15 protein-coding genes are annotated in these 13793 nt (G+C 43.3%); 14 read left to right on the forward strand and 1 reads right to left on the reverse strand.

What is annotated here, in order from left to right:
- The first annotated feature begins 54 nt into the window (after positions 1-54).
- The 3 genes from VL121_RS12620 (at position 55) to VL121_RS12630 (ending at position 2926) form a co-directional block, all read left to right on the forward strand.
- Positions 55-411 carry a YciI family protein gene (locus tag VL121_RS12620; RefSeq protein ID WP_325405795.1) on the forward strand — a complete coding sequence of 119 codons (357 nt, stop codon included), beginning with the start codon at positions 55-57 and terminating at the stop codon, positions 409-411.
- Positions 412-619: 208 nt separating this feature from the next.
- Complete coding sequence (locus tag VL121_RS12625) at positions 620-1807, forward strand: RNA polymerase sigma factor (RefSeq protein WP_325405797.1); 1188 nt, start codon at positions 620-622, stop codon at positions 1805-1807.
- Between the two features lie 39 nt (positions 1808-1846).
- Positions 1847-2926, forward strand: a complete 1080-nt coding sequence (locus VL121_RS12630; RefSeq protein WP_325405799.1) for a lipase family protein — start codon at positions 1847-1849, stop codon at positions 2924-2926.
- 276 nt (positions 2927-3202) lie between these two features.
- Here VL121_RS12630 and VL121_RS12635 read toward each other — a convergent pair whose 3' ends face one another.
- On the reverse strand, positions 3203-3775 hold the full coding sequence (locus tag VL121_RS12635; protein ID WP_325405801.1) for a fasciclin domain-containing protein: 573 nt from the start codon (positions 3773-3775) through the stop codon (positions 3203-3205).
- A 296-nt stretch (positions 3776-4071) separates the two neighbouring features.
- Here VL121_RS12635 and VL121_RS12640 point away from each other — a divergent pair, with 296 nt between their 5' ends.
- The 11 genes from VL121_RS12640 to VL121_RS12690 form a co-directional block, all read left to right on the forward strand.
- On the forward strand, positions 4072-6342 hold the full coding sequence (locus VL121_RS12640) for a monovalent cation:proton antiporter family protein (protein WP_325405803.1): 2271 nt from the start codon (positions 4072-4074) through the stop codon (positions 6340-6342).
- 83 nt (positions 6343-6425) lie between these two features.
- Positions 6426-7004, forward strand: coding sequence for a Crp/Fnr family transcriptional regulator (locus VL121_RS12645; protein ID WP_325405805.1), 579 nt, complete (start codon positions 6426-6428; stop codon positions 7002-7004).
- Between the two features lie 189 nt (positions 7005-7193).
- Positions 7194-7856 (forward strand): NADPH-dependent F420 reductase, encoded by a 663-nt coding sequence (locus VL121_RS12650; RefSeq protein ID WP_325405807.1) that lies wholly within the window; start codon positions 7194-7196, stop codon positions 7854-7856.
- A gap of 15 nt (positions 7857-7871) precedes the next feature.
- Positions 7872-8525 (forward strand): NAD(P)-dependent oxidoreductase, encoded by a 654-nt coding sequence (locus VL121_RS12655; RefSeq protein WP_325405809.1) that lies wholly within the window; start codon positions 7872-7874, stop codon positions 8523-8525.
- Positions 8526-8564: 39 nt separating this feature from the next.
- The gene (locus tag VL121_RS12660) at positions 8565-9242 is read left to right on the forward strand and encodes a DsbA family oxidoreductase (protein ID WP_325405811.1); all 678 of its coding nucleotides are present in this window, start codon (positions 8565-8567) and stop codon (positions 9240-9242) included.
- Positions 9243-9323: 81 nt separating this feature from the next.
- A complete protein-coding gene (locus VL121_RS12665) occupies positions 9324-9896 on the forward strand; it encodes a YceI family protein (protein ID WP_325405813.1) in 573 nt (190 codons plus the stop codon).
- 16 nt (positions 9897-9912) lie between these two features.
- A complete protein-coding gene (gene ygiD / locus VL121_RS12670) occupies positions 9913-10794 on the forward strand; it encodes a 4,5-DOPA-extradiol-dioxygenase (protein WP_325405815.1) in 882 nt (293 codons plus the stop codon).
- Positions 10795-10835: 41 nt separating this feature from the next.
- Positions 10836-11408: an NADPH-dependent FMN reductase gene (locus VL121_RS12675; protein ID WP_325405817.1), complete on the forward strand. Its 573-nt coding sequence runs from the start codon at positions 10836-10838 to the stop codon at positions 11406-11408.
- 38 nt (positions 11409-11446) lie between these two features.
- Positions 11447-12196: an SDR family NAD(P)-dependent oxidoreductase gene (locus tag VL121_RS12680; protein WP_325405819.1), complete on the forward strand. Its 750-nt coding sequence runs from the start codon at positions 11447-11449 to the stop codon at positions 12194-12196.
- Positions 12197-12341: 145 nt separating this feature from the next.
- On the forward strand, positions 12342-13397 hold the full coding sequence (locus tag VL121_RS12685; protein ID WP_325405821.1) for an LLM class flavin-dependent oxidoreductase: 1056 nt from the start codon (positions 12342-12344) through the stop codon (positions 13395-13397).
- A gap of 70 nt (positions 13398-13467) precedes the next feature.
- Positions 13468-13793, forward strand: a 326-nt coding sequence (locus VL121_RS12690) for a DoxX family protein (protein ID WP_325405823.1), incomplete at its 3' end; no start/stop codon positions are given.

Raw genomic sequence — 13793 nt, forward strand, 5'->3', positions numbered from 1 at the left:
ATTTGTTATTGAATTGTAATACAGATATTCAGTAACAATTAAAACACAAACAAAATGGAAGAATTTATTTTAATTTTCAGACATGAAGACGGTAAAAAGCTCGCTTCTCCTGAACAAATACAGGTTTGGATGAAGCAAACGATGGACTGGATGGAAGGTATTGCGGCTCAAAACAAATTAGTGAACCAGGGAAATGGTTTGTCTTTTGAAGACAGCAAAGTGGTACGGCACAAGAATGTCGTTACCAATGGCCCTTTCGGAGATATCAAGGAAACGATTGGCGGTTACATTATTGTAAGAGCAGATTCGGTTGATGAAGCCGTTGAATTTGCAAAAGGTAGTCCCGTATTACAAGGCGAAGGCAATACCGTAGAAGTGCGAAAAATTGCAAAAGCTGATGGCCTTCATTAGGGAACTCCTGAAATTATTCTTTGCCACGGATTCCCAGATTTCATCTGGGAATCCGTGGTATCAGTTCTTACAAAACAATTATAGCAATCGTTTTTAAATAGTTCATAGGCTTGTAAATTCTCTGTAATGTAACCGGGTTGTTTTTTGTATGAATCATGAAGCATTGATACCGCATTTATTCCGCACAGAGTTTAGCAAAATAACGGCTGTGCTCACTAAAGCATTTGGCTTTGAACATATAGAGGCTGCAGAAGATATTGCTGGTGAAACTTTTTTAGCCGCGCTTGAAATATGGCCTTATAAAGGTGTGCCTGAAAATCCTCCCGCATGGCTGTATACGGTAGCAAAAAATAAGGCTAAGAATTATATTAAGCGCAACCACATCTTTTCAGAAAAGATTATTCCCCGGGTAAAACATGCTTCAGATGCATTCGGAGAAATAAAGATTGATCTGTCAGATCAGAATATAAAAGACAGCCAATTACAAATGTTATTTGCTATATGCCACCCATCCATTGCTGCAGAAGCACAGATTGGTTTATCACTCCGTATTCTTTGCGGCTTTGGAATTGAAGAAATTGCAAATGCATTCCTGACAAACAAGGAAACCATCAACAAACGTTTATTCAGAGCTAAAGAAAAGTTGCGTTTAGAAAAGGTGCAGATTGAATTTCCGGGTGAGGCTGAGATAGGTAAAAGACTGGAAACTGTTTTAACTACGCTGTATCTCTTATTTAATGAAGGGTATTATTCAGAAAGTCATGACAGTGTTTTGCGTGAAGATCTGTGTTTGGAAGCCATGCGGTTAATGTATCTGCTTGTTGAAAATGCATCCACCAATCTGCCTCATGTAAATGCGTTGCTTTCCCTGATGTGCTTTCATGCTTCCCGGTTTGCCGCAAGAAAAAATAACAATGGTAAGATCGTTTTATATCATGACCAGGATGAAACGCTGTGGAATGATGAATTGATAGCCCGGGGCACTTTTTATCTTCACCAGGCCTCTGTTGGAAATACAGTTTCAAAATATCATGTAGAAGCAGGAATTGGGTGGTGGCATACCCGCAAAGCAGACACACAGGAAAAATGGGAAAATATTTTGCAATTGTACAACCGGTTATTGCAAATTGAATATTCGCCTGTTGCAGCGCTTAACAGAACTTTTGCACTCTCGAAAGTAAAAGGAAAGCAAGCAGCCATTATTGAAGCTGAAAAGCTGCAACTGACCAGCAATCACTTTTACTATACCTTGCTTGGCGAATTGTATAAGGATATAGATAATAAAAAAGCAAAAGAAAATTTTCAAACGGCATATGCATTGGCCAAAACACAAACGGATAAGCAAATCATTGAAAAGGAAATGGATAATCTTTTAAAAGACAGGGATTTGCGCTAACAGCTAAGTTATATTTGCATTTAATATTATACAGCACAGATGAAGCATTATATAATGGTATGGCTGCCGTTTTTGTTTTTCTTTGGTGCCGCAGCGCAGAAACTGCAGCCTGGCTTTAACAAACAGGAATATGTAGAACTGCTGAAGCTGACTGCTAAAAACAGCGAGCTTGAATTTGGGAAGAATATACCTTACCCTGAGCGGTTTACACTCCGGTACCGGTCGGCAACGGTAGGATTAGATAATGTGTGGGAGCTTTGGCTAAGCGCCGACAGCATGGCTGTTATTAGTATCAGGGGCTCTACCGTGAATGCGGAAAGCTGGCTGGCTAACTTTTATGCGGCAATGGTTCCTGCAAAGGGTGAATTAAAACTTTCGGACACCGATACGTTCAGGTATGAGCTGACTCAAAATCCGCTTGCGGCCGTTCATGCGGGCTGGCTGCTGGCTATGGCGTTTTTATCGAAGGATATTTTACAGCACATAGATATGTGTTACCAGGCTGGCATCAAAGATTTTTATATGGTAGGGCATAGCCAGGGCGGGGCAATCAGCTTTTTAATGACGGCTTACCTGCATAGTCTTCAAAACCAGCATCTTTTACCTGCGGATATCCGCTTCAAAACCTATTGCAGCGCTGCACCCAAACCGGGAAACTTATATTTCGCCTACGCCTACGAAACCATGACGCAGGGTGGCTGGGCCTATAGCGTTGTTAATGCCGCCGACTGGGTGCCGGAAGTGCCGTTCTCTGTTCAAACCACCGATGATTTTAATGAGGTGAATCCGTTTCCGCTCATCAGGGAGCTCATCAAAAAACAGCGATTCCCTAAAAATATTATTTTAAAACGGCTGTATAATAAATTGGATAAACCTTCGCGCAAAGCGCAAAAGAATTACCGGAAATATTTGGGACAAATGATGTCGAAAGCAGTGCAAAAACATATTCCGGACTTTAGCCCGCCTGCATATTTTAAAAGCAACAATTATGTACGTACCGGGAACCCTGTCATTCTAAATGGTGATGAAACCTATTTTTCAGCTTTCCCGGTTGATAAAGAAAAGTTTATGACGCATCATTCATTTGACGCTTACCTGCTCCTTGCGGAAAAGCTATAATACCATTGACGTACAACTATTGCTATCTCAAACGTGAGAAGTGAAACGTTAGAGAGGTGAATAGCGAATGCTGAGAAGTTAAAGAATTCACCATTACGCCCCATTACCTATTCACTCCCTTTCACCTTTATCCCTGTCCGAATGGCACTTTTCACGATAACATACACACATCATTGGCTTGAGTTAACACTGGTAAAATATCGCCTCCAATAAGGATAAAGGATGCCATCCTGCAGCATTAGAAAGCACCTTTTATGAACTGGCACGGGCAGCTTGTTATTTTGCCGGTGGCAGCAATACCGCGTCTATAACATGTATAATACCGTTCGATGCGGGGATAGAGGTTATGATATTTGCTCCGTTCACCATCGTTTTTCCGTCTTTCACCGTAATGGTGATATTATCTCCGTTGGCTTGTCCAAAAGTTTGCCCGTTGGTAAGCATTTCGGGTCTTAGCACGCCAATATATACATGATATTCTAATATATTACGGAGATCATCTTTTTTTTCAGGTTTCAGCAAATCCGTTAGGGTACCCGCAGGCAGTTTGTCGAAAGCGGCATTGACAGGCGCAAACACCGTAAAAGGACCTGCATTGGAAAGGGCGTCTACATACGCTGCCGCCTGCAGGGCTTTTACAAGGGTGGTATGGTCGGCGCTGCCCGCTGCTATTTTTACCACATCTTTTTGAGATTCATTGTCCTGTACGCCCGACTGACCACCCGGCGCGGTAGCAGAACCTGTAGTTTCAGTAGTAGCCTCAGTTGTGCTGGTAGCGGCATCGTTACATGCCAGCCATAAAATAGCGGCCATGAACAGGATGGCGGGAGATAGGTAATTTCTTTTCATAATTGTTTTGTTGTTATGTAAGTTAGGGGCTTCAGCACATGGTATGTGGCAAAAACCTGTGCAAAATAAGATGCAGAAGTGGCGCTGGCTATGACGTTTGTCATACAGCGGAAGAATATCTGTCACCTTCAGCTTCGGATGCCGGCATTTTTATACCGGGTGATGCGGCAGCCTGTTTTATTTTTGAAGCTAACCGCTTCCCGCATGTATTCTCTCCAATTCTATTCAGGCTGCTTTTTTTTAAATATTTTTGCTTACTTTAAAAAACTTCACAAAAGCTTGTAAATAATTATTGGATGGGGCATTTACCAAAACTGATTCAGGATTTAGCACTTATATTAATGGCGGGCGCCATTGTAACCTTACTTTTTAAACGAATTAAACAGCCCTTAGTGCTGGGCTATATTATAGCCGGCTTCCTGGTAGGTCCGTATTTCCATCTTGTACCAACCGTTGCCGACAATGAAAATGTAAAAACGCTTGCAGAAATAGGTGTTATCTTCCTCCTGTTCAGCCTGGGGCTGGAGTTTAGCTTTAAAAAACTAATGCGGGTTGGAGGGTCTGCCTCTATCACCGCCTTTGTTGAAATACTATTTATTACCGCAGCGGGTTATTTTCTGGGTAAAATATTGGGCTGGTCTACTATGGACAGTCTTTTCCTGGGCGGTATGCTGGCCAGTTCTTCCACCACCATTATAATCAAAGCCTTCGATGAGCTGGGTATAAAAACAAAACAGTTTGCCCGTATTGTATTTGGCGTGCTGGTGGTAGAAGACATTGTTGTTATATTACTGATGGTATTGCTTTCAACAGTGGCCGTTACCCAGCAGTTTGAGGGAACCGAAATTTTATTAACCATTCTAAAACTGTTATTCTTCCTGGCGCTATGGTTTATAACAGGTATTTTTCTTTTGCCTACCTTTTTAAAAAGGGCAAAAAAATTAATGGATGAAGAAACCCTGCTTATTCTTTCTATTGGTTTATGCCTGGGGATGGTGGTTTTGGCTACGCAGGTTGGTTTTTCGGCCGAACTGGGCGCATTTGTTATGGGGTCTATCATAGCGGAAACCACTTTCGCGGAAAAGGTAGAACATCTTACCAAGCCGGTAAAAGACTTGTTTGGCTCCGTGTTTTTTGTGTCGGTGGGTATGATGATTGACCCTGCAGCTATGGTTGAATACGCGTGGCCCATCTTTTGCGTAACGCTGCTTACATTATTTGGAAAACTATTCAGTACTACATTGGGCGCGCTGCTTTCCGGACAGCCGCTTAAGCAATCGGTACAGGTGGGTATGAGCATGGCGCAAATAGGGGAGTTTGCATTCATTGTGGCTACGCTGGGGCTTTCCTTAGGCGTTATCTCCGACTTTCTTTTTCCTGTAGCGATTAAGGCCTCAGCTATCACCACGTTCACAACACCCTATCTCATTAAATATTCGGAGCCGCTTTATAATTTTATTGCAAAGCTGCTGCCGGATAAATGGGTGACCAGGCTAAACAGGTATTCGTCCAGCACGCAAAGCATCCAGGCCGAAAGCGACTGGAAAGTTGTATTGAAAAGCTATAGCAGAATTGCGCTTATTAATGGTATCATTTTGCTGGCGCTTATATTGGTTTCATCAAATTTCCTTCTGCCCTTTATTCATGAAAGAGTGGAAGATGAAACATTAAGGATAATTATCGTGCTGGTTATATCGCTCGGAGCTGCGGCGCCCTTTTTGTGGGCGCTTATGGCAAAAAGACCCAATAACCAGGCATATAAAGAACTTTGGATAGACAAAAAGTACAACCGCGGTCCGCTGTTAATTGTAGAAATAGCCAGGAACATTGTGGGCGTTCTGGTGATTAGCTTCTGGGTTAACAGGCTGGTTTCAACACAGGTGGCGCTTTTAGTGGCCATATCCATTACAATTTTGGTATTGATCATTTTCTCTAAAAGAATTCAGAAATTCTATCAGCGTATTGAAAGCCGTTTTATCACCAATCTTAATGCAAGGGAAACAGCCGCCGCGAATGGAGGTTCTGCCGAAACTAATATTTTACGGAAGAATGTTGATTTCCGGTCGGACCAGGTACCCTGGGACGCCCATATTATAGAGGTGCAGGTAAACCCCTATGCGGAATATATTGGCAAAACATTAATGGAATTAGCCTGGCGGGAGCAATACGGAATAAATATTGTTTATATTAAACGGGGTGAGCAGCTTATTAATATTCCGGGCCGCTATAACAGGCTGTTGCCTTTTGACCAGGTAGGAATTATTGCTACTGATGACCAGATACAGGTATTTAAACCCGTGTTTGACGCCGTGGAAAATATAGCGGCGAAAGAACTGGATATAAGCGACATCTCTCTTGAAAAAATACTTGTGGACGAGCATACCCGCTTAAAAGGGCTAACGATACGCAACTCGGGCTTACGGGAACGTACAAACGGATTGATTGTGGGCATACAACGGGAGAGAGAAAGGATATTGAACCCTGATTCCTCCTCCGTTTTTGAGTGGGGAGATATTGTATGGATAGTGGGCGAAAGAAAAAAAATAATGCGGCTCGGTCACGAATGAGCGAAGCCGCCTTTGTGCCGGCCATATAAGCGGCATCGGCAGCAGGGAAAAGATTTTTTATTACGGGTTAATTGAAATGCTTTATGTATGAATTTTTCTTTGAAAAAATGGCTGAGAAGATAACACTGACCTCCGGACAGCAGGATATCATAAAGCGGTATCTTATCCCAAAAAAAATCCGGAAAAATCAATATCTCCTGCAGGAGGGCGATGTGGCAAAGCATGCCGCTTTTGTGGAAAAAGGCGCGTTAAGGGCCTATTCGGTTGATGAGAAGGGAACGGAACACATTATTCAATTTGCTTTTGAGGGCTGGACGATCTCTGATATGTATAGCTTCCTCAGCGGTGAACCTGCTATTTACAATATTGACGCGCTGGAAGATACCGAACTGGTGCTCATCAGTAAAAGTGCGCAGGAGGAGATACTCAAGCAAATTCCAGCATATGAAGTGTATACCCGGATGCAAATAACAGGTGCATATTTAGCCATGCAGAAACGGATAACGGCTATGCTCAGCATGACCTTGGAGGAACGCTACCTTAATTTAATAAAACAGTATCCGAAGTTGATTCAACGTGTGCCACAACGTATGATCGCTTCCTACCTGGGCCTTACACCTGAAACGTTAAGCCGGGTGCGCAGAAAGATAAAAGACAAATAAGTACTACGGATTTTATACGCAGTACTGTTTTTTTACTTGCCACTATTAATAGTAATCACCCCTGTATTGATAATATTGTTGATTTTTATCAAGGCTATGCCTTGACGGTTGTCAACGGACTTTCTTATCCGTAAGCAATGGCCCGGGCCCCACTGTTGCCGTAGCTTTGCATTATCAAATGTATAGGATATGCGAACAAAGCAAACAATAGCTGTTATTGGCGCAACGGGTAGTATGGGGTGGGCTATAGCAAAAAGCCTTTCTAAAGGTAATTACCGGCTATTATTATTTACCAGGGATAAAAACAGGCTTAAAAAGCTGCAGAAGGAAATAGCCGTTGCTTATCCGGGTGCTGATGTTGAACCCGTTACTTGCAGCTATACGGCAACCTGGGAAGCCGATATTATTATTGTTGCCGTTCCTTTCGCGGCGGAAAAAGAAGTGGCAGACAAAATAAGAGAAGTAGCGAATCAGAAGATCGTTATCAGCATAGCCAATCCTTTAAATGAAAGCTACGATGGGCTGATTACAGCATCGGATACAAGCGCGGCCGAAGAATTGCAGAAGCTGCTGCCCAATTCCAAAGTAATTAAGGCTTTCAATACCACTTTCGCGGCCAATTTCGCCCAACCTGTAATTGATGGAAAAAAAGTAGATGCATTTATTGCAGGGAATGACAGTGATGCACTGGAAACAGTATCGGAACTGGTGCAAACCGCGGGATTTAATCCTGTGGTAGCGGGCGACCTATCAGTGAGCAGGATATTGGAGAATATGCAGTTACTGCTTATCCGCATGGGCCTAAAATACAATTATAACTGGCTGGCAGGCTGGAAAATATTACATCAGTAAAATAAAAATAAACAAATGAAACTAGCAGTGATTGGAGCATCTGGTTTTGTGGGCTCCGCAGTTTTAAAAGAGGCATTGAACAGGGGACACGATGTTATCGCTATTGTACGGCATCCCGAAAAAATAACTGAACAAAATGATCATCTTTCGGTGGTTCGCGGCGATGTGACGGATACCGTGGCTTTAGCAGGACTGCTTAAAGGAAACGATGTTATTATAAGCGCGTACAATGCCGGCTGGACGAACCCCGATCTGTATAATGAGTTTTTAAAAGGATCGCAATCCATCCGGGAAGCAACAAAGCAATCGGGCGTAAAGCGGCTGCTTGTTGTGGGAGGAGCGGGAAGCTTGTTCATCGCGCCCGGCGTGCAGGTGGTTGATACCCCAGAGTTTCCTGCAGACTGGAAGCCCGGCGCTTTAGCGGCCAGGGATTATCTCAGCCTGCTGCAAAAAGAAGATCAGTTGGACTGGACTTTTTTAAGCCCCGCGTTGGAAATGCACCCAGGTATGCCCCGGCAGAGAACAAGTGTATACAGAACAGGTTTAGACAACCCGGTATTTGATTCCAATAACAAAAGCACCATATCGGTGGATGATCTTGCGGTAGCCATTGTAGACGAAGCAGAGAATCCAAAACATATTCGTCAACGCTTTACCGTTGGATACTGATGAATAAAAGTGTTAGATAAAAATAAAAAAAATAACGTAATGGCAGATACAATGAAAGTTAATATATGGTCGGACGTGCGGTGCCCGTTTTGCTATATTGGAAAAAAGAAATTTGAAATGGCTTTAGGCCGGTTTAACGATAAAGATAAGGTTGAAGTGATATGGCGCAGCTTTCAGTTGGATCCGAACCTTGAGACGAAAACCGGTATAAATGCGGTTGACCATATTGCTGCAATCAAAGGTATTTCGCAGGAACAGGCAGAAGAAATGCATAACCATGTAACCCGGGTTGCTAAGGAAGTGGGACTGGAATTTAATTTTGAAAAAGCGGTGGTTGCCAATTCGTTTAATGCACACAGGTTAATTCAGTTGGCCAAAACACGGGGCTTGGGCAATGAGGCGGAAGAGCAATTGTTTAAAGCGCATTTTACGGAAGGTAAAAATATTGACGATAATGAAGTGCTGATTCAAGCCGGCGTGGCTATCGGTCTTGATGAAAAAGACATCAGGGCAATGCTTGCTTCGGATGCTTTTGCAAAAGAAGTAAGTGAAGATGAAAGCCAGGCGCATGCTATTGGTGTAAGAGGCGTTCCGTTCTTTGTTTTCAATGATAAATACGCTGTTTCCGGCGCTCAGTCGCCCGATGCCTTTTTGCAGGCCTTACAGCAAAGCTGGCAGGCATTTGAAAATGAGGGTAATGCTTTGCCAAAAACATAAGAAAGAAACATTGTTTCCCGGATCAGCATTGTAATCAAATAATACACATTTAATAAAACAAACAACAGAAAAATTAAGATCATGAAAAAGTTATTTTCTATCCTGGTAGTCGCATTATTAAGCACCACTTTATTTGCACAAGCTACCTGGAAGGTTGACCCGATGCATGCTAAGTTAACCTTTACCGTTACCCATCTCGGGATTGCCGATGTGGCAGGATTATTTAAAACCTTTGACGTTACAGCCGTTGCTAACCAGCCCAATTTCAGTGATGCCGTTTTTGAACTTTCCGTAGATGTGGCTTCTATAAATACGGAAGTGCAAATGCGGGATGATCACCTGAAAAGCGCCGATTTTTTTGAAGTAACCAAGTATCCTAAGATGACCTTTAAAAGTACTGCGGTTAAAAAGGTGAGTGAAAATAAATACACCCTCACCGGTAATCTTACGTTGCACGGCGTTACCAAACCGGTTACGATGGATCTGTGGTACAGGGGAACAATAGAAAATCCGCAGTCGAAGGCAACAACTTCAGGGTTCCAGCTAACAGGTGTTTTAAAACGTTCGGACTTTAATATCGGCCCCAAGTTTCCCGCACCTATGATCAGCGATGAGGTTCAGATAAAAGCCGATGGCGAATTTATTAAACAATAAAAATAAATGCGCCCTGATGAAGCGTAAAAAATTTATTCAAAAGATAATTACAGGAGCAACAGTCATGACAAGTTTATCCGCATTCAACAAGTTTAGCAATGAGCTGAAAGAACAGGAACAGGTTATGCCTGTTCTGTTCATCGGTCATGGTTCGCCTATGAACGGAATTGAAGACAATGAATTTAGCCGGCGCTGGACGCAAATGGCGAAAGAAATACCAACACCAGCGGCGGTACTGGTAGTATCTGCACATTGGTTCACTAAAGGAACGCGCATAACCGCGATGGATTTTCCCGAAACCATTCATGATTTTGGCGGATTTCCACAGGCGCTTTTTGAAGTTCAGTATACGGCTCCCGGCAACCCGGTGTTGGCCGGGGAAACAGCTTCCATTGTTCATTCGGCTAAAGTGGAACTCGATCATGACTGGGGTCTTGATCATGGCGCCTGGACAGTTGTACGGCATATGTATCCCGAAGCGAATATCCCGGTATTGCAGTTGAGTATTGATTATACAAAAGGGCCGCAGTACCATTACGACCTGGCTAAGGAATTGTATGCGTTAAGAAAGAAAGGCGTGCTGATTATTGGCAGCGGTAATATGGTGCATAACCTTAGAATGGTAGCATGGGATAAAATGGATCAGACGGGCTATGGATACGACTGGGCATTGAAGATGAATGACAGCTTCAAACAACTGATAAGCGATGGCGATCACAAGCCACTGATCCATTATGAAGGTTTTGGCAGGGAAGGACAACTGGCTATTCCTACGCCGGAACACTATTTACCCCTGTTATATACTTTGGGATTAAAAACTAAGAAGGATGAAGTTGCTTTTTTTAATGATAAAGCGGTGGCGGGGTCGTTAACGATGACTTCGGTTAAGATAGGATAATGAACAACAAATGAATAAACAACAACAGCAAATCAAACAATATGTATAATCTGAAAATCATTTCATCAACCGTTCGCCCGGGCAGGAAAGGCCCCATAGTGGCGGCATGGATTACGGAACTGGCAAGGCAAAACGGGAACTTTACTGTAGAATTTTTAGACCTTGGCGAAATCAACCTGCCCATGATGAATGAGCCTAATCATCCATTATTGAAAAAATACCAGCACGAGCACACCAAATGGTGGAGTGCTAAAATAGACGAAGCGGATGCCTTTATTTTTGTAACCGCGGAATACGATTACAATTATCCTGCCCCCTTAAGGAACGCGTTGGAATACCTTTCGCAGGAATGGGGTTACAAGCCTGCGGCTATTGTTAGCTACGGTGGCGTTTCGGCAGGCACCAGGGCAACCAATGCTTTAAAAGCCGACCTGTCTACCTTTAGAATGGTTCCCTTAGCAGAGTCGGTAAACTTTCCGTTTTTTCAGCAAAATATTAATGATCAGAATGAATTTGAAGTCAATGAAATTTCCCAAAAGGCTGCGGAAAACATGTTGAAACAGTTGGTGCGCTGGACAAAAGGCCTGAAGACGATAAAAGAAGACAAAGGATAATAGAAAAATATATTTTTCATTTTTTAAAACTTTTTATTATGAAATCTTTAGAAAACAAGGTAGCTATTATAACCGGCGGCGGTTCAGGCATTGGTAAAGCTATAGCACTGCTTTATGCGGCAGAAGGGGCAAAAACTGTGGTGTCTGATATTAATGAAGCGCATGGCAACGCAGTTGCGGATGAAATTAAAAAGAGCGGTGGTGAGGCTTTTTTTATAAAAGCAGATACGGCCAGCGCGGAAGATAACCGGAAGCTGGTGGAACAAACACTTGCAAAATACGGCGCTTTACATATTGCTGTAAATAATGCCGGTATTGGCGGCCCCATAAGTCCTGTTGGCGAATACCCGGTGGATGGGTGGGATAAAGTAATCGGCATTAATCTTTCGGGTGTGTTTTATGGTATGCGTTATCAAATTCCCGCCATGCTTGCTGCAGGTGGCGGCAGTATCGTAAACATGGCTTCCATATTAAGTAAGGTAGGTACAAAAGGATCGGCGGCCTATGCGGCAGCTAAACATGGCGTAATTGGTTTAACGGAGTCTGCCGCACTGGAATATGCTGATCAGAAAATTCGCATCAACGCTGTAGGTCCCGGTTATATCACTACGCCGCTGCTCGATGCATTAGATGAAACAACCATGAAAGCCCTGACGGGTTTGCACCCTATGGGGAGATTAGGAACAGCGGAAGAGGTAGCAGAGCTTGCCCTGTGGTTGAATTCGGATAAAGCTTCTTTTGTTACCGGCGCTTATTATAATGTAGATGGCGGATACCTGGCGCAATAGGAGGTGGCAAGAGGTAAAAGGTGAGGAGGAAGACGATAGATGTGAGGTGAGAAGGGAAAGGTGAGCACTCATTCACTTTGCTACTCACTATTCACTGCTCACCATTCACCACAACAGTTATTATTAAAAGATAAATCAAGTTACGATGGAATTTGGACTCATTACTTTCGCTGATATGCATCCGGAAACAGTTCCGGGGCCGGGAATTAACGCGCACCAACGCATTAAAGACCTGGTGGAAGAAATTCAACTGGCTGATCAGTTAGGATTGGATGTATTTGGCGTTGGCGAGCATCATCGCCCCGATTATGCCGTATCATCACCTGCGGTAATACTGGGCGCAGCAGCGGCAGTTACTAAAAATATAAAACTTGCCAGTGCGGTAACGGTGCTAAGCTCCAACGATCCGGTTCGCGTGTTCCAGGATTTTGCCACGGTGGATCTGTTATCCGGAGGCCGTGCGGAAATAATGGCCGGCAGAGGTTCATTCATTGAATCTTTTCCTTTGTTCGGTTACGATTTGAACGACTATGATGAACTCTTTACGGAGAAATTAGACCTGTTACTGAAGCTGAATAAGAGTGAAAAGCTTTCCTGGCAGGGAAAACACCGGCCTTCATTTGATGATCTTGGCATATATCCCCGTCCATATCAGCCATCTCTTCCTGTATGGCTTGCAGCCGGCGGAACGCCTGCATCTGCGGTAAGGGCGGCTACACTTGGACTACCACTTATGTTGGCCATTATTGGTGGCAAGCCCGAACAATTTGTACCCTTTGTAAACCTGTATCGCGAAACGGCAAAAAAAGCCGGAAAGGATTTGAACAATCTGCAAATGGGTATCAACAACCATGTATATGTGGGGGGAGATGCTCAAAAAGCAGCGGATGAGTTTTACCCCTATTATGCCGCTATGATGAACCGTGTTGGGCGCGACAGGGGCTGGCCGCCATTGAGCCGCCAGCAATTCGATTATTCACGATCACCCAAAAGCGCTTTAATGGTAGGCAGTGTGCAGGAGGTAATTGATAAGATATTATACGAACATGAACTGTTTGATAATACCCGGTTCCTGGCCCAGGCCAGTGTAGGCAATGTGCCGCATGCAAAAATCATGAAGTCTATAGAGTTGTTTGGTAGCAAAGTGGTGCCGGTTGTAAGAAAAGCGGTAAGCGATTCAAAACGATCAGAAAAAAAATAAAAAAATATTGATGATGAGATTGTTCAGCACAAATCACAGTACAAAAAGTATAAACGTTTCTTTACTTATTATGCGTATCGGGATTACCCTGCTGATGTTTACACATGGTATTCCCAAAATAGGAAAACTATTTGAAAACCCTGTTCAGTTCATGGATGTTTTAGGATTGGGTGCAACCGTTAGTTTATACCTGGCTATTTTTGGCGAAGTGGTATGCTCCATACTTGTTATGCTTGGACTGGGCACCCGGCTTGCCGTTATTCCATCAATGATAACCATGCTGGTGGCAGTATTTCATGTGCATATTGCAGATCCCTTTGTAAAACAGGAAATGGGACTGCATTATTTACTAACCTATACGGCGCTGTTCATTATGGGCAGTGGCAGGTATTCGCT

This window comes from Agriterribacter sp. (assembly GCF_035497235.1).
Taxonomy (GTDB): domain Bacteria; phylum Bacteroidota; class Bacteroidia; order Chitinophagales; family Chitinophagaceae; genus Agriterribacter.